The organism is Vreelandella sp. V005 (assembly GCF_052645115.1).
In genome coordinates, this window is sequence record NZ_JBQXYA010000001.1 from 1,080,259 (window position 1) to 1,102,406 (window position 22,148).

The following is a 22,148-nucleotide window of genomic DNA, read 5'->3' on the forward strand; positions in this document are numbered from 1 at the left end:
AGTTAAAGAGAGAGCCCAAAAAAAGCTTAACGGCGGCTGGCCAGATCCTGATCGGCCGCTGCTTTTAACGCCCTCACTCTGGCTTCTAGAAACCGCCGCAGCGCCATATCATCGGCATCCAAACGGTTGAGCGGTGAGCCAAAGTGCAAGCTCACCGGCGCCCGAAACCGCTTTGGGTACTTCTTCAGCGCCTTGCCACCATGATGAGACGTCCAGGAGCCCCATAGACCCGCCAACCCAGCCGGAATAACCGGCACGTCATCCCTGGCCAGTATGGTCTCCAATCCACGGCGAAAAGTGTGAATCTCACCGTCTGGGGTCAGTCGGCCTTCGGGAAAGACCATCACGACCTGCCCCTGGCGAAGCGCGGTGCTAACGTCGTCCAAGGCGCGCCTCAGTGCGCCAGGACTGCGCCGCTCAGACTCAATGGGAATAGCGCCCACCAGCTGGAACCACCACTTAAGCCAAGGGGAGTCAAAAATCGGCTGATCCATCACAAAGCGTAATGGCCGGGGGCTAGCGCCACCGAGCACCAGGGCATCCATAAAGCTTACGTGGTTACACACCACCAGCGCCGCCCCATGAGCGGGGATATGCTGGCGACCATGCACCTGCAGCCGGTAGCAAAGGCGCATAGAGATAAAAATCAGCCAGCGCAGCACTTGGCGAGTCGCATTCACCCACCCCGTCACGTTATCGCCTCACGATGGCGTAAGCCCGCCAGAATGGTACTCATCAGTTGATCCAGCAGCTCGTCCACTTTCAACTGCTGGCCTTGCCAGTAGCCCAGGCGCTCGTTCAGGCCAAGCTGGACGAGCCCATGCACACTGCCCCACAGCGTACGCCCCAAACGGCGAGCTTCAAGGTCGTCCAAGGCGGGCTGATAAGATTTGAGCGATGCTTCCACTTGCGTAAACAGCGCTTCAATCAAATCACTCTGGCGCTGATCAAGCTCACCCTCTTTCGCCAGCGGGTAATCAAAAAGCAACTGCCAGCGGTAGCAGTCCTGCTCAGCGAAAAGCCAATAGGCACGGGCTAGCGAACGCAACCACGGCTCAGGATCATCATCCACCAGGCTGGTAATGGTGTGCTGCAAACGCGCCAGTGTTTCCACATTGACGTGCTGCAATAAGTTATTGAAGCTGCCATAGAGTTTAAGTAGCGTACTGGGGGCGCAGCCAACTTCCCTGGCCAGAGCACGTAGTGAAAGTCCATGGACTGGCTGCTCAGCCAACCATTCATCACAAGCGTGCATGACCTGAGAATGGAGGGCATCGGGCGCATGCTGTCTAGGACGGGCCATGGCGATCTCTTAAGGTCAACGGCAAACGAGGAGGAATGCCTCACTGCACTTTAGCGGGAGCAAGAGGTAATATAGGATACCTTACATCGAACACTGTTTTCGACACTAAAACACTACATTTCGTGCTTTATTGCGCGAAGTCCCTCGCGTCCAGGGCCACTTCCACGACGATTTTGCTTAAGGAGACAGGCATGACGGGTCGACTGCATGTGCAAAATTTACCGCTCACCCGTTTATTGCCAACGCTTGATCGCCAGGACCCGTTGATTGAGTCCGCTAACTTAGCGCCTCGGCGACCTATTTCGGCGATTCGCCTTGAACAGGGCGAGTATCGGCTCGCGTCGGTTTTCTGGGGCCTGACACCTCCTTGGCTAGAAGTGCTGGATCACGCCCCCCACTGCGCCCGGTCTGAAACCTTGGAATCACGGGCGATGTTTCGCGATGCGTTCGGCACCCGGCGCTGCGTTATCCCGGTGAGCGGTTTCTATGTATGGAAAACACAGCCACGCAGTAAACAGCCTTATCTAGTGACGCAGGTATCCCGGGCGCCGCTACTACTGGGCGCGTTGTGGTGCCGCTATCACACCACCTTAACGGCATTCACCGATTCCACTGCCCTGATTACCGTACCCGCTAATATTCTGCTCTCACCGCTCACGGATCGTCTCCCTGCCATCATTCCCAGCCATGCGTTATCCGCCTGGCTCAACCCAGATACCGATACCGACACACTTAATTCGCTATTAACACCCGCGCCTTTGGAACTGTTGGGCGCTTTTCCGGTATCTAAACATGTCAACAATCCCGCCTATCAGTCATCGACTTGCGCCCATCCTACCGGGTCTATGCTGCGCTGGGCTGTGCCTCAGGAGCTGTAATGTTGCAACCCCCTTGTTTAAAGCACTGGCATCACCTGCCTCGGCGTGCATTGCTCGGTGTCATCATAAGCCTCTGGGTAGCGCCGCTCGCGTTAGCCGCCGACAATGAGGTCATTGCCGATACGGACGCAGGAGACGCTGTTAAAGAAACCGTCACACCGATCACCAGTCCTTATGACAGCCGCGACTACCGGGTTTTAACGCTTGAAAATGGCCTCAATGTGCTATTGGTCAGCGACCCCGAGGCAGATAAAGCAGCCGCATCAATGAACGTTCGCGTAGGCAGCGCTCAGGACCCTGACGACCTTCAGGGGTTGGCCCACTTTCTGGAGCACATGCTCTTTTTAGGCACAGAGCCGTATCCTGAGTCCGACGGCTATCAGCGCTACATTGCTAATAACGCCGGCTCGCACAACGCCTTTACCGCCCAACAGGACACCAATTACTTCTTTGACATTGAGCCATCGGCGCTGCCGGGGGCGTTAGATCGCTTCAGCGAATTTTTCCTTTCGCCGCTGTTTAATGCAGACCACCTGGAGAGTGAACGCAATATCGTTCACTCGGAGTATATGGCGCGGATCCGTGACGAATCCCGCCGTGAAAACGATGTGCTGAATCAGCTTTTAAACCCTGAAAACCCCACCACCGGCTTTGCCGTGGGTAGCCGTAAGACACTTGCCAGCCCGCCAGAGGGCGAAACGCCGCTGCGTGAGCGAGTGATTGATTTTTATCACCAACATTACGATGCCAACGTAATGAACTTGGCGATTGTGGCCCCCCAGCCACTGGATCAGTTAGAAAAATGGGTCGCCGAACGCTTTGCAGCTATTCCCGACCGAGACCTAAGCGCGCCGACCATTGACGCGCCGCTGATCGATACTGACACGCTGCCGCGCTACATCGAACGGCAATCGCTCCAAGATCGTCGTCAGCTACGCTTTTATTTCCCGGTGCCCGACCCTACCGATGACTACCGCAGTAAGCCAACACAGCTTATTGCGCATCTGCTTGGTGACGAAGGCGATGGCAGCTTGCTCTCGGTGCTGCGCGATTCCGGGCTGGCCGATGGGCTTTCCGCTGGCATTGGTCGTGGTGACGGTAACGAAGCGCTCTTCACTATCTCTATCAGCCTGACGCCCGCAGGCGCCGAACGTTTGGACGATATTGAAGCCACACTGTTGGCAGCCATTGAACAACTGCGCAATGACGGCCTCGCCGAGTGGCGCTACGAGGAACAAGCAGACCTCAACGAGCAGGGATTCCGCTTCCAACAGCACGGCGCCCCACAACAGGAAGCCACTCGCCTCTCCATGAGCCTATCGCGCTATCCGGTCGAAGACGTGCAATACGCGGCTTACCGCATGGATGGCCCCGATGCCGAGCGTCAGCAAGCCTATCTGGATGCGCTAACGGCCGATAACATGCTGCGCTTCTACTCGGGGCCTGACGTGGAGAGCGATACCGTTTCACCATGGTTCAACACGCAGTGGAAAGAGCAGACGCCCGACCAACCGGGCCAGGCGTTAAGCGGCCTGGCACTGCCCGGCCCCAACCCCTTTATTGCCAGTGATTTAACCTTACTGGAGGGGCAGGATGATCATCCCAGCCTGCTGGTCGATACGCCGTCATTTACCGCTTGGCACATGCAGGATGCGCGCTTTAATACGCCGAGCGTCGAGTGGCGCGTCAGCCTACAAAACCCAACCGCCAGCTATTCCCCCGACGAGGCGGTGTTAACACGCTTATTGGCCAGTTGGCTTAACGACAGTTTGAATGAATCGCTCTACCCAGCATGGCTGGCAGGCCAATCCTTTAGCGCTTACCCGCACTCCCGCGGCATGACGCTCTCATTCTCAGGCTGGCGGGATGGACAAACGCCCCTGATCGAACAGGCGATTGAACAACTCAAAAGCGCGCCGATCACCGACAGCGCCTTCGAGCGTGTGCGTTATCAACTGCAGCGTGAATGGCGCAACGCCCCTCAATCATCGCTATATGGCCAAGCCAGCCGAATGCTGGGCGAAGCCTTGCTCACACCACAGTGGTCGACTGCTGAACTGCTTGCCGCCAGCGACCGCTTTGAGCGTCATCATTTAGAGGATTTTCGCCAACGCTTTCTGGAAAACCTTTATGTCGATGCCATGGCGGTCGGCAACCTTGATGAAGCGCTGGCTCGCGAACAGGCACAGTTAATGCGCGCCCAGCTGCGCCCACGGCTAACCCGCGATGAGATCCCTAACCTAACCCCTCTCGCAGCGGATGAAGCGCATGCGGTACTACACCCGCATAGCTCGCGAGATGAATCATTGGTGCTGCGCTATCTGCAAGCCCGCGATCAAACGCTGGAGGAACAAGCGACGACGAGCGTGATTGCCCAGTGGCTAGATACGCCGTTCTATCAGCAGTTACGCACTGAGCAGCAGCTCGGCTACATCGTTAACGCGGGCTATTCGCCGCTTCTCGAAGCGGCTGGTATTGCGCTAGTGGTGCAATCACCGGATGTCGACAGCGACACCATCGCCGAGCGCATTGATACGTTTCTGGAGGAGGCAGGCCAACGTCTCGAGCCGTTAACCGATGAAGCATTAGCTCCCTATCGCCAAGCGGTACACGACCAGTTGCGCCAGCGCGATACGAGCTTACCTGGCATGGCCAACCGGTACTGGCAGGCAACTGCCCTGGAAGACGTGCGTTTTGACCGCCGTGACCAACTGGCGGAGTTAGTCCTCGACGTCAGCCTCGATGACATCAAGGCGCTTTGGCCATCGCTGCGTGAGCACATGCTCGATGTGCGCTTCAACCCTGGCGATGAACCGAGCGATGTCAGCCATTATCGGGAGAGCCTCTCACCACTGCCCAACGTGCGTGTAGAGCAAGCCGCCCCGTAACGCATCATCACTCAACTTAAGCCGCTCAGGCGTCAAACGCCTGAGCAGGCATCATCGCTTCCACGAACATGACGAGCTCTTCCAGGATCTGGCGCTCTCGATCAGTGAGGGTTTGCTGGTTGTACTGCTCGATTTGCCGCGCAAACGCCTTCAGCGTAAAGCCTGCTAACGCAGGGTCGTTAATGCGCATCCAGCGAAACGCCTCCCACTGCTCCCGCTCTTCGCCTTCCAGCGTGTCGGGATAACTGCGCGCACGAAAGCGAAACAGCATCTCTTCCAGGCGTGAGTCTTGAAACGCAAATCGTTGCCCCACCAAGTCCCATGGCTCCATTTCACGCACTCGTTCCATCTGCTGCCGGTCAGCGGCAGAGAAAAAGCTGCCTGAATAGAGCATTAGATCCGGGTCTTGCGGTGCCTCTTCGTAGCCTGCGTTAAACACCTCGGCGACTTTGTCGGCCACGCCGCTGGCATCGCGCAAGGTTTTCCAATGCTGCCGACAGGCCGTCATATCCAAGCCTAAGCGTTTTACAATAGTGCCGTATTCGCCTTTTTGCGGCCCATCGACATCTTTTAGGGCGCTCGCAGGAAAAACCACGGGGCAGCGATTGATATGAATCACTTTCAGCGGGATACGCGCCTCGCCTTCGGTTAAATCCTGCTGGCTAACAAACACGCGCTCACGAACCTGCTCAGCGGACATGCTCAGCATATCACTGGGGTCCACGCTTAAATCGTAAACGATCACCCCATTCGGATTTGTCGGATGTTCGGCCAGCGGCATGACTAACGCACTACAGCCTCGGCTGGCGGGATAGCGGCGGGAGATATGCAGCAGTGGTTTGGCACCGGGCAGGTCGAGCTGTGTCGCCACTGCGCGCTTACCGCGCAGGCCAAGCAGATAGTCGAACAGTTTGGCATTACGCGCTTTGAGCAAACGGGCCAGCGCAATCGTCGCCCGCACATCGGCTACCGCATCGTGGGCACCCTCATGGGCAATGCCATTCGCCGCCGTCAAATGCTCAAGCTTAAAGCTGGGTGAGCCGTCATCGCGTAGCGGCCACTCAATGCCACCCGGGCGCAGCGCATAGAAGGCGCGCACAATATCAATCAAATCCCAGCGGGAATTACCGTTTTGCCACTCGCGAGAATAGGGGTCGAGCAGGTTGCGGTAAAAAAGATGCCGTGACACCTCATCATCGAATCGCAGGCTGTTGTAGCCCACTACGCAAGTGCCCGGCTCGCTCATATGGCGCTGAATCTCACCCGCAAATTCGGCTTCGGGGAGACCATGGCGCTGGGCTTTTTGAGGCGTGATGCCGGTAATCAAACAGGCCGTGGGATGAGGCAGATAGTCATCGGCCGGTTTGCAGTAAAGCTCGATGGGATCACCGATCTCATTGAGGTCGGCATCGGTGCGAAGCGCGGCAAACTGGGCGGGCCGATCGCGACGCGGGTCAGCCCCGAAGGTTTCATAGTCATGCCAAAGAAAACTGGCAGGGGCAGCATTGGGTGGCGCCATGCACTAACACTCCGCTGGGCAATGAAAAGCCCAAGCGTAGCACACCCGCCACCCCTTTCGCCGCGTCTTACGCACTTTGATTAGCGGTGAAGATCTGCGGTTAAGATTAGCTTTTGGGCAGGGTGACGTTTAGCTCCAGCACCGAACAGTTGTCTTCGCTGTCTAATGAAATCTGAATGGCATCGTCGTCTACATGTACGTAACGGCGAATCACCTCTAACAGCTCACGCTCAAGTAGCGGCATATAGTCAGGCTGGCCGCGCTGGCTACGCTGATGCGCTACAATAATTTGCAAACGTTCTTTGGCTACCGAGGCGGATTTCCTGCGCTCACGCTTCAAGAACTCCAGCAGTTTCATCGACGACCTCCCCCAAACATGCGGCTCAGCAGGCTTTTACGCTGCATTTCGTGGAAGCGCAGCGGCATGTCTTCACCAAGCAGGCGCGATACGGTATCGCTATAGGCTTGGCCAGCGTCGCTTGAAATATCATGCGTAACAGGCACGCCTTGGTTGGAAGCACGCAAGACAGCCTCCGACTCAGGAATCAAGCCCAGCAGATTGATCGCCAAAATTTCGCGAATATCGTCCAGCGTCAGCATATCGCCAGAGGTAACGCGCTCCGGATTGTAACGCGTTACCAGCAGGTGCTCCTTGATGGGGTCTTCGCCCTGCTCAGCACGTCGGGTTTTAGAGGCAAGCAGCCCTAAAATGCGATCCGAATCGCGCACTGAAGAAACTTCGGGGTTGGTGACGACAATGGCTTCGTCGGCAAAATACATTGCCAACTGCGCACCACGCTCAATACCAGCGGGTGAATCACAGAGTATGTAATCAAAGTCTTCTTTCAACTTTTCGAGAATTTCCGCGACCCCTTCCTGAGTCAAAGCGTCTTTATCGCGGGTTTGCGAAGCCGGCAAAATGAACAAGTTTTCGACGCGCTTATCACGAATCAGCGCCTGATTAAGTCCCGCTTCGCCCTGAATCACATTGACCAAGTCGTACACAACGCGACGCTCGCAACCCATGATCAGGTCGAGATTACGCAAGCCCACATCAAAATCGATCACAACGGTTTTTTTACCGCGCAGGGCAAGGCCAGTTGAAATGGCTGCCGCGCTGGTGGTTTTACCGACCCCTCCTTTACCAGAGGTCACTACAATTATCTTGGCCAAGAGTCACTTCCTTCTTGAAGTCGTTCATCGCGAGCGCAGCTCATTTGGCGCTTTGCGCATAACAGGAACGTCAATGTCATCAACAAGCCATACTGTAACGGATAGCGCCTTCGGCGTCGCTAAAGATGAAACACCATTGCGCGCTCATAAAAAGACCTTAACCTAATGGCTTAATTTCAAGCTGTTCTTTTGTAAAGTGAACTTCTGCGGGCCGTCCCAGAAGCTGTGAGTCAATATCTTCTAAACGTTTGTAATTACCGGCCACCGAGAGCAATTCTGCTTCCAGCTCACGGCAGTAAATACCCGCGTGGGTATTGCCATGAATACCCGCCAGTGCACGGCCCCGCAGAGCGCCGTAAACATGAATACTGCCAGCGGCCAATACTTCTGCGCCTGCATTGACAGCCCCGATAACGACCAAATCTCCCTCGGCAGCGCTTACCTGCTGGCCCGAGCGAACGGTCCCCCGATAGAGGCGAGTGGCGAGCGCAGGAGCATCTATACCGCCGACTTGCGTGTCGTCTCGGGTGACTTCATGCACGGGAGAAGTATCAACGCTTTCGAGCACTCGTGGGCGCCCCTCCTCTACCGGAGGGAACCAACCCAGCCCCAGCGCCCAGGCCGACTGACGGACCGGCTCAGAACCACCGCGAACCGCCACGGGGAGCAGTTTATGATCGCGGCACACGGCGCAAATACGCTCTAGGGCTAAGTGCGGTTCATCCAACTTTTCCACGCTGAGCACAACCGGTGTATGCTGAAAGAAAGCAGGCGATTGGGAAAGCTTACCAGCCAACTGCTGCCGGATTCGTTCCGGGTCAGCGCTACTTAGCTCCATGACGGTCATCGGTAGCATGCCGCCTTTGAAGGTAAAGGCCACTGCGGCACTATCCACATTAAGGCTCATGGCCGAACTCCCTGTCATGTTCAGATAAGTTAAAGGTAGCGTACTATCACGCATTGTGGTCTAGAAAATAGTCGCTTACCACACCATGCTTATTACAAAATAGTAAGGCCAAGCTAAGCGACAGCGCCGGCGACTGCAACCGCCGTGTGGCTGACTAACGATTTTTTTCACGCTACGCACCAGCAGGATGATCCATGCACGGACTGTTAAGACGCCTGTTCGCACCTCGATGGCAACACCCCGACCCCGAAGTGCGCCGTCAGGCTCTCCAGCGACTGGACCCACAACAGGCAGAACAGCGCCAAGCGCTTCAGTCGCTTTCACAAGATACCGATAGCCAGATTCGCCTTGCCGCGCTGCTGGCCTTGGATGACTGCGCAGGCTTAGTCGATGCTTATCCGCGTCACCAGCAGGATGAAGCGTGGTTCAATGCGGTTTGCCAACGGCTCAGCGGGCGTGAAGGCCACACGGATCTACAGCAACGCCAAGCGCTGGTCGAGCGTCTTGAAGAGCCGCGAGCGTTAAACGCGATTGCCTTACAGGCCGACAATCTAACGTTACGCTTATTGGCGCTTAGCAGGCTGACTGAGCAGGATGATTTGATTCATCAGGCTTGCCATAACGGCGTTGCGGCCGTACGTCATCAAGCTGCCGAGCGCATTGAGGATGAAGAGGGGCTTAAGCGCTTACTAAAAGAAGCACGCCGTGATCGCCAAGTATCTCGTTTAGCACGGGAGCGCCTCAACCGTTTGCGCAGCGACGCGCAGTGGCTGGAAGCGGAAGCACAGCAGCGTGAAACGCTACTCAACCAACTGGAGCAGCACGCGCGTGCGCCTTGGGAGCCCCTTTACGGTGGGCGTTTCCGCCATCTTGAACGCCAGTGGGAACAGCTAACACAGCCGCCCAGCGTTGAGCAGGAGCAAAGGTTTCATCAAGCGCTGCTCAATTGTCGCAAAACATTGCACGATCACGCGACGCAGGAGCAGGCTCGCCAACAAAGCGCCGAGCGCCGCGACGAAGCCGAAAACACTCGTGAGCAATTACTGGAAGGGATAGAAGAGACCCTGGATGGCCTGTGCCACGCGGCAGCCATGACCATTCAGGATATTGATAGCCTGCGCGCCCAGCGCCAGCTACTCGGTCAGCGCTGGCAAACGCTTTCCGATATGCATCCGCCGAGCGAGACCATGCGCCAGCGTTATACCCTGGCCATTCAGCACTATGACCAGTGTTTAGAGGCGTGGCAGCGCTGGTGTACGGTGAGCACTGGCATCGAAACGGCGCTGGCGAATGACGATGACGCCACCCTGTCGGCATACATTAACGAATGCCAATGGCCCGACACCTTAACGCCACCCGCCCTGCTCAGACGTGCCCAGGCAGTGCTTAGCGATGAAACGACCACTCCCTCGCCACCAGTGGAGGATCAAGCCACCCTCAGCACCTATGCGGGCGAGCTCGACTCCTTTGAGCGCTTACTTGAGCGTGGCGCGTTTAAAAGCGCCAGCCGCCTCCATCAGCGGCTGAAGCCACGAATTGAAGGGCTCGAAAGCGCTGCCGCTCAACCGCTTAAAACTCGCTTGAAACATTTAGCAGCTCGGCTGGCAGAACTGCGCGATTGGCGTGGTTTTGTCGCCGGACCCAAGCGAGAACAGCTATGTGCCAGCATTGAAGCGTTAGCCAACGATCAATATATGGCGGAAGAGGCGCTTGACCGCCATCATCATCAGCTCGTCAAAGAGTGGAAATCGCTCGGCGATGCCGCGGCCAATCGCGAACAGGCCACGCGCTTTCGTAGCGCTTCGGATCGCATTCATGAACGCTTAGCTCCCTGGCGGGAGCAGTTGAGCGAAGAGCGCGAAGCCAACCTCAGCGCCCGAGAAGCACTTTGCGAGCAACTTGAAAGCTTGCTGGCTCAACCTGCTGAAGACGCCGATCCCGATGTACTTCGGCAAATTCGCGACAAAGCACGCCACCAATGGCGCCATTATAGTCCGGTGCCCCGTGACCGTTCAGAAGCCGTTGGCCGACGCTTTGGCACAATTCGCCACCAGCTGCAGTCGCTCATCGATCAGCGCGCTGACACGATTGCCTCACAGAAGCGCGCATTAATTAGCCAGGTCGCCGCACTGCGCGATGAAGACAGCCAGCCCTTGGCACAACGCATTCACCAAACCAAGCAGCTACAGCAGCAGTGGCGAGCGCTAGGCCGTGCGCCCAAAGGTGAAGAGCAAACGCTGTGGAAAACTTTCCGTCACGAGTGTGACCAACTTTTTGCCCAGCGTGATGCGCATAAAAATGAGCAGGCAGCACGCCAGCAACAACAACTGGATGAGATGCAAGCCCTCATCGACCAAATGGATAGCTGGCAACCCAATGAGGCCAGCGAAGCCGCCACGTTGGATAGCTTTCTTGACCAAGCCAACCAGTTGGAACCGCTGCCACGGAATCGCCGTAGTGAAGGCATGCAGCGACGAATGAGTGGCATTGTGCGAGCACGGCGCGAACGCCTAAATCGTCTTGCCGTCGCCCGCACGGTTCAGCAGTGGCATGCCATCATGCCATTAGTAAATGCTCACTTAGCGGCTGACCAGCGCTACTTAACCGAAAAAGCGCCCGACGATGTGGTTGCGCAGACAGTGCTCAGCGTCCCGCTTCCCACAGCCTTTAAAGAGGCCCACCACACCCGAAACCAGCAGCGCCATGGCACGCAGGCGCCTTTGTCCGACGCAGAGCATGCCAAGCTGGCGGAATCTCTTGCACGACTGCGGGTGCACCTCTCGATGCTGGCCATAGGTAGCGTACGGCAAAGCGACGAGCCACTGCGATTAGCCATCCAGGTAGAACGTTTGAACGAAGGGTTTAATCAGGAGCGCAGCCGTGATCAAGAGGTCAACGATATTCTCGTCGCGCTTTTGGCACTAGGGCCGATGCCTGCGACGCTATGGGCCGCTGAGGTAGAAGAGCTGGATAACCTGCTAAACCGATTGGCAAACGTTCCGTTGCCTTAGCAGTTAACAAACGCACCAATAACAACGGGAGGCTGATAGCCTCCCGTTTACATTCTCCCCGGTAGGGAAGTTAGCGTTGATGCGCTTAGGACTTGTTGCTAGCCCATAAACTGCCCACCGTTGATATCGATGTTAGCGCCAGTAATAAACCCGGACTCCTTATCGGCTAAGAAAGTCACCAGTCGGCCAATCTCCTCTGGCGTGCCGTAGCGCTTCACGGGGATCGTTTCCCGAATGGCTTCGCGCACTTTTTCTGGAATATTCATAATCATATCGGTAGCAATGTAGCCAGGCGAAACGGTATTCACCGTAATCCCTTTGGTCGCTGTTTCCTGCGCCAGCGACATGGTCAAACCATGCATACCGGCTTTCGCTGCCGCGTAGTTAACCTGACCAAACTGCCCCTTACGGCCATTGATGGATGAAATATTGATGATCCGGCCATAGCCAGACTCAAGCATCATCTCAATAACACTGCGGCAGGTGTTAAATACGCTGTTGAGGTTAGTGTCGAGCACTTCATACCACTGCTCATACGACATCTTCTTCATGGTGCCATCGCGGGTAATACCCGCACAGTTCACCAGTACACTGATGGGACCGTACTTGTCATGAATTTCGCGGGCACCTTCCAGGCAGGCGTTGTGGTCAGCAAGATCGACACCGGACAATTCGATATTTTGATAGCCGTCAGCATGCTGCGACTCGAGCCAGGTTTTGGCCTTATCGGGGTTGCGGTAACCCGCGACAACCAGATAACCCGCCTCTGCCAACGAACGACAAATTGCCGTACCGATACCACCAGTTCCACCAGTTACCCAGGCGACGGGGGCTTGATTGGCCATTGACTACCTCCCTGATATGACAAATGGCTTGGATCTAACCGCACGCACATTGCGCCGCAAGCCATTGTGAAAAAGCGCGACTGCGCTTGTACTACCCTAGTGCATTATTGGCTTGAGCAATGCACCAACGTAAGCTTTTTGTTATCGCTACCTGAAGCATAGCTGCACTCCCTTCATGTTGCAGCAGTAAACCCGCCACTGCCATAAGCCGAACGTGTTAATACCGCTATTGACTTCACGTAAAATCACTGTAAAATACGCCACACGTTGATGCGGGGTGGAGCAGTCTGGTAGCTCGTCGGGCTCATAACCCGAAGGTCATCGGTTCAAATCCGGTCCCCGCTACCAATATTTCGAAAGGCAGATCAGCATCTTACTGATCTGCTTTTTTTGGTTTTGCTTTTTTGCTAACTTCCTCTGGCATATTCACTTAGATGCTGACTTTGAACTTTATTCTTACAAGCTTCAGGCCACTCATCGCTCTCACTTCTTCACCCTTCTATTTCCCTCTCTCGATTATCGTCAAAATTCAAGCAGCCCATCGCACAACTGAATTATGGGCATAGCATATCTCCTGACTCTAGCTCTACTCACGGGGCTATTTACTTATTAGAGAAACATAATAATTTTGCAGCCATGGATAATCCCTCCTTTAAATAGGGAAATCGCGCTCAGAAGATAGACAAGCAGGATTATGGCGGACTCCCTCATAGATGGACACTGGATTAGCAGCAAGCGGCTTTATTCTCTAACTGCTTTAAAGACTAGCTCTCACTCGTTCCAAAGACTCGAGTGGGGCTCTTCATACTCTGCTTGCTACTCAGGGTCGGACGGGATTGTCAGTAATGAATCCTAGGTTGGCGACGATGGCTATATTTTCGCTGATTTGAGGCTTGTTCGGAGCTTTCCCAAAAGGACCAAAAAATGGGATTGACAATTATGACAACCGAATACTAAATAAATTTTATTTCTCAGTGCATTTTGTGGCTAAAATTTGAGCTAAGTACTATAAAAAACACATCGCTCATACGAAGGTTGGTTCAAATGTGGTGGGCAGAAATAAAATATCTCTATCAGTGGATAACCTGTAATGAAATTACCATAAGACAAACAAAAGATCAGTGCTGCAGAAGATTGTAAGCTAAAGATTCAGCATACACATGACATTTAACTTCTTGTTTTTAATAAAAAAGCAAAAGAACATAAGTAAACATTAGCACAAAATTAGATATGCGATTAGGTAGCCAAATGAACAGCTCGCACCACAAGAAAATGCAAAAATTGCTATCCGCTTACAGGAATCGATTGCTGACGTACAAAGCTGAGCTCGAATGGGAGTGGTTAGCAGTAAACGAGGATGACAGACGCTTTGAAAATATCATGAGCATAGCTCATAGACTGAATGGCTCTGGAAAGGTTTATGGCTTTGCAGAATTGTCCCAATTAGCCAATGAGCTTGAGCAGGCCTGTGAAACAGCTCGTCACCTACTACTAACAGATTCTACATCCATTATATCCGGTCCATTGCGTGCATTGCTCAATGTCCTTGAGCGAGACTCATCTACAGAGGATGAAGAGAGGCTAACCAATAATTTTCCTATATATACAACCTGTGAAAGAGATATCGCCGAGACGATTGATATATTGTTAATTGATGATGACCCTGATTTTTCAGCAAATTTGACAGAGGTACTTACACAGTACGGCTACTGCATTCATTACCAAGAAGATATCCATCAACTAAATCAAGCAATTGCACAATATGAGCCATTAGCTTTGATTGTGGATATGGACTTTTCTGGCCAACGATTTGCAGGAGCAAATCAGGTGCGTACATGGCATCAAAAAGACGGGGCCCCCCTGCCCGTCTTTTTTATATCCGGGCATGACTCCTTTGACCTACGTTTAGCATCAGTGCGTGCAGGCGGTACCCACTTTTTAAGAAAGCCTATCGATATCCCCAAACTGTTATCGCTATTACATTCTGAACTGAGGCTTGCCCCAAGTGATCCTTATCGAGTGATGTTAGTGGACGATGACAGTGATTTACTTAGCCTATATGGGTCATTACTCGTAGAAGCGGGGTATAAAGTAACTAGTGCAACTAACGCACAGGATGCTTTAAGCCTGTTAGATCACAGTCATCCCGAGTTGATACTGATAGATGTTTACATGCCGGGTTGCAATGGCATTGAGCTGGGTAAAATTATTCGTCAACATGAAGAATTTGCTACCATTCCGTTACTTTTCATGTCAGCAGAAGCTGATACCGATATGCAGTTAGCCTGTGCTCGATTGGCTAACGATGAGTTTATCAATAAGCCGATAGAGTTATGGCGGCTATTAATGGTGGTCAAATCTAGAGTCACAAAGGGACGTTACTTCCGAACCCATTCTAGCTCTTTAACAGTAGCAGAGACACAAGTCAGCCAGGATCCTTTAACAGCTCTTCCTATGCTTTCAAAATTACGACTTGATATTGATGACGCACTTAAAAACCAAAATCCCGACATAATAACCGCTGTCATAAAAATTGATATTCGTGACTTTCACTCTATTAACAACTTACACGGCCATTACTTCGGCGACGATATATTACAGCGACTTGCCTGGGAGTTGGCCCAATGCATAAATACAGGAGACACTCTATATCGGCAAAGCGGCGATGAGTTTATGCTTCTCACCAATAGCTACGGCAGCCAAGCCGCGATAGCTCATTATATTAAATCTTTGGTTAAAGCAATAGAAGACATCCATATAACATCTAGCCAAGGCACCATTGCGCTTTCAGTAGATATTGGTGTTGCATTTGCCTCACAAAGCATCAGCAGTGCAGGAGAGCTGCTTGATAATGCAGACACGGCTGTCTTTAAATCTAAAAAATCAATACTGCCTAGCGTATGCTATTTTGACCAGTCAATGAAAGAAGTCCAAAAGAAGCGTTTTTTCTTAGGACATGCTATCAAAGAAGGGCTTGCCTCTAATCAGTTTTTAGCCGCTTACCAACCCATTTTTACGGTAAATGAAGGTAAAATGGTGGGGGTTGAGGCCTTAGCTCGCTGGATGCACCCTGACAGAGGCATACTGGGGCCTGGTGAGTTTATTCCTCTTATGGAAGAACAAGGTTTAATCTCCCTTCTCACTGAGCGGATGCTGACACAATCGTTATCACAGTTTGCTGTTTGGCAGTCTAAACATCCTGAATTATTCCTGTCACTTAACCTGTCCGCGCGAGACATTCAAAAACCACTTTTTCTAAATATCTTGGCATCATTATTGTCAAGCTACCATCTAGATTCAGAGCGCATTGTCCTTGAAATCACAGAATCTTTACTACTATCCGACTGGCAGCACACTCGATACTTGCTCCGTAAACTGAAAGATTTAGGCGTTCGTCTAGCGTTAGATGATTTTGGAACCGGTTATAGCTCCCTGAGTTATTTGCAGCGTATCGATGCCGCTAAATTAAAAATTGACCAGAGTTTCATTCGACATTGGACCCATACCGGTGATGCAAGATTGCTAAAAACAATGATACAACTAGGGAAGACCATGAATATGATGGTGATTGCAGAAGGTGTGGAACATAATACAGAGTTAGATTTTTTATCTCAGCTAGGTTGTGATGAATATCAAGGCTTTTTAACAGCCAAGCCCATGCTAGCAGACGAGCTTGAACGAACTCAATGGGTATAGCACTACGTTGCCGATCAGCGGCGGGCTTAAGTGTATCTCACGCAAAAGGCGCTTCAATGAAACTAAATAAGATGATTTTTAGGTGAATTTTTCGTTGATTGAAACGCTTTAATACGAGCACTAATACTATTAATCAAAGTATCTCTCGACAACCTAGATTTAAGCAGAACAGCTTCAACTTGCCTATGCTGTTGCTGTGACATATCAGCCCCTGAAAGAATGACTATTGTAGCTTCAGGCTGGTAATTACGAATATCAGATACTAGCTCCCAACCCGACCCATCAGGCAGTCCAATATCAAGGAGCACAACGTCGAACGCGCTTTGCACTAATCGTTTGCGAGCATCTTTTAATGTGAGGGCCGCTTCAAAAGAGAAGCTATCACCAGCCATGGCGCAAATCACTTCATGTAAGTCGACATCATCTTCAACGTGCAGCACGTGGGGATAAGCCTTGCTTTTGGCCGATAACTGTCGTTGAACTAGATCTATTAACTGATGCTGTTCAATGGGTTTAGCCAGCCAATCAATATTGGTTATATCACCTTTTATCGTTAAAAGACCTTGTTCTATTCTTGCCGATACCACCACGATCGGTAAGTCTGCGGTATTTGGTTGTTGTCGTAGTTTATGAATAATCTCCAGCCCACCAATGTCTGGCAGCATTAAGTCAAGGCTTAGTAGGTCGTAATGCATTTGTTGCAGACGGCTCAGCGCGTCGGTGCCAGTAAAAACGGTTTCAACCTGATATCCAGCATCCTTGAGCATGATACATAACAGGTTAGCAACGTCTCTATCATCCTCGACAACTAAAATGCGGGGAGCCTGGTTATTTTCAATGGCAGGCCTATGTTGCGTGTCTTCTAAATTCTCATGGAATATGGGAAACTCAATGAAAAAGCGTGATCCTTCCCCTTCGGTGGATTCAAAATCAATCCTGCCTTCCATGTGTTCCACCAGTTCGCGCGTAATGGCTAACCCAAGACCAGTACCGTCTTTTGCGCGAGTATCTGAGGAGTCCACTTGAGCAAAGCGCTGGAAAATGTGTTCACGAAACGACCTGGCGATGCCGGGGCCATTGTCAATAACGCTGACAATCACCTTGTTTTTCTTAGATTCCACCGCAAGCTTCACCGTTCCACCGTCTGGTGAAAACTTGATAGCATTCGATAACAAGTTGGAGAGCACTTGCATAAACCGCTGTTGATCAACGTAGACAAGTACATCCGGCGCATTACCTGCCAATGCAAGTGTAATATTCCGGTTGCTGCCATAGTGGCGGTTAGACTCCAGTGCTTGTTCAATTAAGGACGATAATGAACAAAGCTGCATATCGAAATGCAGTTTTCCAGCAGCTATCTTCTCTATGTCCAGCAAGTCATTAATCAAGTGAGCCAACCGCTTGCTGTTACGATGGGCAGTATTCAGGAGCTTCTCGGCTTTTTCAGGCAGCTCACCAAAGCCACCTCCTACCATTAACCCTAGCGCCCCCGAGATCGATGTCAGCGGTGTACGCAGCTCATGGCTGACGGTAGACACAAACTCACTTTTCAACTTGTCTGCGCGCTTACGCTCGGCAATGTTTTCAGCAACACCAAGATAACCGCTAACCTTACCCGCACTGTCGCGCATAACCGTGACAACCATTGCCACGGGTACATGATGGCCATCCTGATGAACGAAGGTCCACTCCCGTTTCTCTGAGCCATTTTGCTCGGCTTTTTCCACGATCACCCTGAAGCCCTTCACAGGCTGGCCTATCTCACTGCTTAACCGCGCCGAACGTGAATTCAACTCATCGTCCAGGTGCATTTTCATTAGGGTTTGTTTGTCCACCATATCTGCTTTGCCGTAACCAAGCATATTCTCGGCGCCTTTGTTAAAGGCCGTGATGACCCCCGTATTATCGGTGGCAATAATGGCGACCTCAGAGGCGGCATCAAACACGCTGGATAAGAAGTGCTTGGCTTTGCGAATAGCGCTATCTGCGGCTTTTCGTTCCTCTGCCAGTCGGTTCATTGCTCGAGCAAGTGCTCTTACTTCCGGACCTCCCTCTTCCCGAAAATCACTGTCGAAACGGGCATCGTCAGCCATATGATCGATACGACGGGTTATTCTTTCTATTGGATGGGTTAAGCCGCGTGCAACCCATGCCCCTATTAACCCAACGATTGCCATGGCCATTAATGCAATTAGCAGAAATTGACGAAAAGATGCTTTTGCTGGTGCTATGGCTTCATTGTAGGGAATTGCGCGAATGATAATCCAACTCGGCGAGTCCAGTTTTTGGCTGGCTACCAAATATTGCTGTTGCTCATACTCTACTAATGTTCCTGCCGGACTGATGGCCATTGCCGCATCTACTAGGGGATCTGCACCATCCTCAGGCAACGGCTCGGGGGTGTCGAATACCTCTTGCATTGATACAAACAAGCGGTGCTTTGGGTCAATAATCAAGGTAATCGTGTTGGATTCGGCTTCAGACACGCCTTGGGATTCAATGAGAGGCGTGTTCGCGAGATTAACAAGTCCACCTGCGTAACCGAGAATGTCGCTATCGGGAGATAAAATAGGTTGCAAGTATGAAATTAACGGCAGCCCGGTAGTACGCCCTAAAATCGGTTCTGAGATTACCGCCTGTTTGGTGCTCATAGCGCGTTGCATGTGAGGGCGGTCAGCATAGTTGGTGCCCAAACGGCCCGCAACATATTGATCTTCTGCAATAGCAGTGGCATCAGCGTCAAAAACAAACAAGCCATCTGGAAACAGATCACTCGCTACAGATGGCTGCCGCAGCAGTGATTGTAACGCTTCGCTGTTACGCAGTTGCCCATCATCGGTGAGTAAACGGGTAGCGAACGCTTCCAGCCCCAGCATTCGTTGCTGCTGTGACAGTTCAAGCTCGGAGGCTAGGCGCTTTATCACGGCGGTTTCGCGCTGTGTCACTAAAGATTCGTAATCGGTGACCAAAAACTGATAAACAGTTGCCAGCATTCCGCTGACCAAAATGCCACTCGTAACCAACACGAGCAGAACAATTCGTACGCTCAGCGGTGCTTTTTTCATGACATTTCCCTTGGTAATACAATAAAAAAGTTGGCCCCGCCGTCTATCGCGTCACGGTAACCAACTTGGCCACCCATTTGCTGGCATATTTCTTGGCTAATGGCCAGCCCAAGCCCCGTGCCTGGTAGCTTACGGGTATCACTGCCGTCAGCTTGAGTAAAACGCTGGAACAAATGAGCGCGAAATGCCGGTTCAATGCCCGGGCCGTGGTCGCACACAGAAATCTCGATAGTGTCCTCATAAGGCTTAACGCGTAGCTCTACGGTTTCACCCTGAGGAGAGAATTTAATCGCATTGGACAATAAATTGGTAAGTGCTTGTGCCAAACGCAGCGCATCGATATTAACCTGAACGCTGGGCCAGTCATCAGCCGCCTGAATAGAAACCTGGTGCCGTTCGCTATAGCCGCTCATGGACTCGACGACCTCATCAAGTAAAGGGGCCAGCCATTGCACGCTTAAGTTCATCGGCATTTTGCCAGCCACCAGTTTTTCCATATCTAATAAATCATTAATTAATATGGACAGACGTTGAGCATTGCGTTCAGCAGCACTTACCAGAGCCTGAGCCTTATCGGGCAGGGGCCCCACCACACCCCCACTAAGCAGCCCTAGCGAGCCTTTAATCGAGGTAAGGGGAGTACGCAATTCATGGCTGACCGTAGCAACAAACTGGTCTTTCATCTTATCCAGTTTGCGACGTTCGGTGATGTCTTCAACCAATGACCAGATCACCTGTCGACCATCTTGATCTTGACTTAGAATGCCCTGTAGACGTACAGGGTAGCGGCTACCATCTTTACGAATATACTCTTTCTCAAAAGGGCCATAGCGCCCCGTTGCTTTTAAGCTTGAAAGCGCTTTTTCTTCTTCGGGCTGGTATTTTTGAGGAGTAACATCCCAATAGCTCAGTGACACAAACTCATCGCGGGTATAGCCTGTTGGTAAAATTAATGCGTCATTCAGGTCGATAAACTGGCCTGTTTCAAGATCATTCAAAGCAATACCCACGGGTGAAAATTCAAATAGCCCCCTTAAGCGAGCCTCGCTGTACTGTAAGGCAAGGCGTGACACTTCTTGTTCATGAATATCTTGCAGATAACCATGCCATAGGGTGCTGCCATCCATAAGACGCTCTGGTTTGGCTTGTCCCATGATCCAGCGATAGTTACCTTTCTGATGCCACACACGATAAGTTACTTGCCATTCTTCCAGTGTAAGGGCTGAGCGCTCGATGGCCGCGCTGACAGCTTCGAGATCATCAGGATGGATTAATTCGAGCGCTGGAGTAGCGTCCACAGCACCCTGTACTGGCGTTATTCCATAAAGCTCTTGTATTTTCGGTGAACTGAAGGGGAAAGTCATACGGCCATCAGTATAAAGGCGGAATTGGTAGGCCGTTCCCGGCATCTGAGCCACTAATTTGACCAGCCGTTCGTTGTTGAGACTGTTGGTTAAAGTATCGGCTAACCAGCGTGCCAATAAGCGTACAAATAGCTGTTCACTTTCATCAAACTCTTCTGGACGGGGGTGAGCAGCGGAGAAATTCAAGGTGCCAAATGCCTGACCTTCTATCTCAATTACAATTCCTGCATAAGTGCCTAATGGATGTGCCTGATAACAAGGGTGGTTAAGGAGCTCGCTTTTGGGGACATTAGCCCGGAAAAGTTCGCGCTCTTCTTTCGAAACACCAGAAAAAATTAGTTGGCACCAAGTTGACTTGAGAATGAATTGCTGCCCTGCTTTTACAGGAATATCGGGTAAGGCATTCATCCAACGCACTGTATAGATGTCACTCTCAACCTGGCTGACGATAGCCAAATCTGTCTTAAGATAGTGTCTGGCCCTTCTTAGAGCCTGGTCGATTTTTTCATCCAGCGTAGCGAATGGTGTAAACGCAATATCGTTGAGTAGTACAAGCGCTTCATGGTGCCGGTTCAATTGGCTCAGTGCTTGTCGCTCACGGGTAATATCGACAATAAAGCCTTCGAGGTAATGCGTATCGTCACGAGCACTTTTGCCCCTCCCTTCTACCCAACGCCAGGTATCATTGCGGTGACGTATACGGTATTCAACATGCCACTCTTCGCTTTTTGCCACGGCGGATGCCACGGCCTCTTCTAGTGCTGGCGCATCGTCAGGGTGAATCAAATCTGCATAGCAGATGCTTTGACTACCCACCAATTCCTCCGCCGTGTAGCCGCATACTTGCTCTACTTGCGGGCTGATGTATAACATTTCCCAACACTTATCGGCCAAGCAGCGGTAGGCTACTCCAGGCATGTTATTAACCAGAGATGCTAAGTTGTCACGGCTGGTAAGCAGTTCTGATTCAAGGTTTGAGCATGATTTAACAAGAATCTCATCGGCTTGTATTAGCTCTTCTGCCGTCGCCGCTAGATCGGTAAGCATTTCAATCTGCTCAGATGAAAAGCTTCTCGGTTGCGTATCAATCAGGCACAGCGTACCAATGCGATATCCCTCGCCGGTGTGCAGCGGCACGCCGGCGTAAAAGCGTATATGGGGCGAATCGGTGACAAGAGGATTATCGGCAAAGCGTGGGTCTTTCAGCGCATTTTCAATAATCAATGGCGAACTGACTAAAATGGTATGACCACAAAAGGAAATATTGCGTGGAGTTTCTTTAACATCAAGCCCTTGGCACGATTTAAACCATTGCCGATCTTGGTCGATGAGAGAGATAACCGCAACGGGCACTGAAAAAAGGTGACGCGCCAGGCGCGTAATGCGGTTAAAACGAGTTTCTGAATTGCATCCCAGTAACCCCGTCTTATCCAGCGCGTACTGGCGTTCAGTTTCATTTTTGGGGATCAGTGGTGCCTTCATTTTCCAACTCCGCTGCC

The 22,148-nt window shown here is 51.9% G+C and carries 13 protein-coding genes and 1 tRNA gene; 5 read left to right on the top strand and 9 right to left on the bottom strand.

Features of this window, described 5'->3' with window-relative positions:
- Positions 1 to 26 precede the first annotated feature (26 nt).
- Together ACUN8H_RS04980 and ACUN8H_RS04985 are read right to left on the bottom strand one after the other, a co-directional pair.
- Entirely contained in the window at positions 27 to 692 is a 666-nt protein-coding gene (locus ACUN8H_RS04980; RefSeq protein ID WP_445531027.1) for a 1-acyl-sn-glycerol-3-phosphate acyltransferase, read from the bottom strand.
- Positions 689 to 1,303 (bottom strand): TetR/AcrR family transcriptional regulator, encoded by a 615-nt coding sequence (locus ACUN8H_RS04985; protein WP_445531028.1) that lies wholly within the window; start codon positions 1,301 to 1,303, stop codon positions 689 to 691. The genes ACUN8H_RS04980 and ACUN8H_RS04985 overlap by 4 nt, the downstream gene beginning before the upstream one ends.
- A gap of 191 nt (positions 1,304 to 1,494) precedes the next feature.
- On the opposite strand from ACUN8H_RS04985, the gene ACUN8H_RS04990 reads away from it, so the two are divergent.
- Positions 1,495 to 2,181 carry an SOS response-associated peptidase gene (locus ACUN8H_RS04990; RefSeq protein WP_445531029.1) on the top strand — a complete coding sequence of 229 codons (687 nt, stop codon included), beginning with the start codon at positions 1,495 to 1,497 and terminating at the stop codon, positions 2,179 to 2,181.
- Positions 2,181 to 5,069, top strand: coding sequence for an insulinase family protein (locus ACUN8H_RS04995; protein ID WP_445531031.1), 2,889 nt, complete (start codon positions 2,181 to 2,183; stop codon positions 5,067 to 5,069). Before ACUN8H_RS04990 ends, ACUN8H_RS04995 begins: the two co-directional genes overlap by 1 nt.
- Positions 5,070 to 5,094: 25 nt before the next feature.
- On the opposite strand, the gene sbcB is transcribed toward ACUN8H_RS04995, so the two are convergent.
- The 4 genes from sbcB to minC form a co-directional block, all read right to left on the bottom strand.
- Complete coding sequence (gene sbcB / locus ACUN8H_RS05000) at positions 5,095 to 6,588, bottom strand: exodeoxyribonuclease I (protein WP_445531032.1); 1,494 nt, start codon at positions 6,586 to 6,588, stop codon at positions 5,095 to 5,097.
- A 106-nt stretch (positions 6,589 to 6,694) separates the two neighbouring features.
- Entirely contained in the window at positions 6,695 to 6,946 is a 252-nt protein-coding gene (gene minE, locus ACUN8H_RS05005) for a cell division topological specificity factor MinE (protein WP_035564989.1), read from the bottom strand.
- Positions 6,943 to 7,761: a septum site-determining protein MinD gene (gene minD / locus ACUN8H_RS05010; protein ID WP_445531033.1), complete on the bottom strand. Its 819-nt coding sequence runs from the start codon at positions 7,759 to 7,761 to the stop codon at positions 6,943 to 6,945. Before minD ends, minE begins: the two co-directional genes overlap by 4 nt.
- A gap of 157 nt (positions 7,762 to 7,918) precedes the next feature.
- Positions 7,919 to 8,668, bottom strand: coding sequence for a septum site-determining protein MinC (gene minC / locus ACUN8H_RS05015; protein ID WP_445531034.1), 750 nt, complete (start codon positions 8,666 to 8,668; stop codon positions 7,919 to 7,921).
- Positions 8,669 to 8,862: 194 nt separating this feature from the next.
- Between minC and ACUN8H_RS05020 the strand changes: the two genes are divergently transcribed.
- A complete protein-coding gene (locus tag ACUN8H_RS05020; protein WP_445531035.1) occupies positions 8,863 to 11,679 on the top strand; it encodes a DUF349 domain-containing protein in 2,817 nt (938 codons plus the stop codon).
- 98 nt (positions 11,680 to 11,777) lie between these two features.
- Here the strand turns inward: ACUN8H_RS05020 and phbB are convergent, their stop codons facing one another.
- Positions 11,778 to 12,524, bottom strand: a complete 747-nt coding sequence (gene phbB, locus ACUN8H_RS05025) for an acetoacetyl-CoA reductase (RefSeq protein ID WP_290695737.1) — start codon at positions 12,522 to 12,524, stop codon at positions 11,778 to 11,780.
- Positions 12,525 to 12,795: 271 nt separating this feature from the next.
- Here phbB and ACUN8H_RS05030 point away from each other — a divergent pair.
- Together ACUN8H_RS05030 and ACUN8H_RS05035 are read left to right on the top strand one after the other, a co-directional pair.
- A tRNA-Met gene (locus tag ACUN8H_RS05030) sits at positions 12,796 to 12,872 on the top strand.
- A gap of 900 nt (positions 12,873 to 13,772) precedes the next feature.
- Positions 13,773 to 16,220, top strand: a complete 2,448-nt coding sequence (locus tag ACUN8H_RS05035) for an EAL domain-containing protein (RefSeq protein WP_445531036.1) — start codon at positions 13,773 to 13,775, stop codon at positions 16,218 to 16,220.
- A 62-nt stretch (positions 16,221 to 16,282) separates the two neighbouring features.
- Here ACUN8H_RS05035 and ACUN8H_RS05040 read toward each other — a convergent pair whose 3' ends face one another.
- Together ACUN8H_RS05040 and ACUN8H_RS05045 are read right to left on the bottom strand one after the other, a co-directional pair.
- On the bottom strand, positions 16,283 to 19,285 hold the full coding sequence (locus ACUN8H_RS05040; RefSeq protein WP_445531037.1) for a response regulator: 3,003 nt from the start codon (positions 19,283 to 19,285) through the stop codon (positions 16,283 to 16,285).
- Positions 19,282 to 22,131, bottom strand: coding sequence for a PAS domain-containing protein (locus ACUN8H_RS05045; RefSeq protein WP_445531038.1), 2,850 nt, complete (start codon positions 22,129 to 22,131; stop codon positions 19,282 to 19,284). Before ACUN8H_RS05045 ends, ACUN8H_RS05040 begins: the two co-directional genes overlap by 4 nt.
- Between the last annotated feature and the right edge of the window lie 17 nt (positions 22,132 to 22,148).

Excerpts from the sequence above, each read along its gene's own strand:
- ACUN8H_RS05040 (WP_445531037.1), bottom strand. The coding sequence starts at position 19,285 with ATGAAAAAAGCACCGCTGAGCGTACGAATTGTTCTGCTCGTGTTGGTT.
- ACUN8H_RS05035 (WP_445531036.1), top strand. The coding sequence starts at position 13,773 with ATGAACAGCTCGCACCACAAGAAAATGCAAAAATTGCTATCCGCTTAC.
- minE (WP_035564989.1), bottom strand. The coding sequence starts at position 6,946 with ATGAAACTGCTGGAGTTCTTGAAGCGTGAGCGCAGGAAATCCGCCTCG.
- ACUN8H_RS05020 (WP_445531035.1), top strand. The coding sequence starts at position 8,863 with ATGCACGGACTGTTAAGACGCCTGTTCGCACCTCGATGGCAACACCCC.
- ACUN8H_RS04985 (WP_445531028.1), bottom strand. The coding sequence starts at position 1,303 with ATGGCCCGTCCTAGACAGCATGCGCCCGATGCCCTCCATTCTCAGGTC.
- ACUN8H_RS05045 (WP_445531038.1), bottom strand. The coding sequence starts at position 22,131 with ATGAAGGCACCACTGATCCCCAAAAATGAAACTGAACGCCAGTACGCG.
- phbB (WP_290695737.1), bottom strand. The coding sequence starts at position 12,524 with ATGGCCAATCAAGCCCCCGTCGCCTGGGTAACTGGTGGAACTGGTGGT.
- ACUN8H_RS04995 (WP_445531031.1), top strand. The coding sequence starts at position 2,181 with ATGTTGCAACCCCCTTGTTTAAAGCACTGGCATCACCTGCCTCGGCGT.
- ACUN8H_RS04990 (WP_445531029.1), top strand. The coding sequence starts at position 1,495 with ATGACGGGTCGACTGCATGTGCAAAATTTACCGCTCACCCGTTTATTG.
- minC (WP_445531034.1), bottom strand. The coding sequence starts at position 8,668 with ATGAGCCTTAATGTGGATAGTGCCGCAGTGGCCTTTACCTTCAAAGGC.
- sbcB (WP_445531032.1), bottom strand. The coding sequence starts at position 6,588 with ATGGCGCCACCCAATGCTGCCCCTGCCAGTTTTCTTTGGCATGACTAT.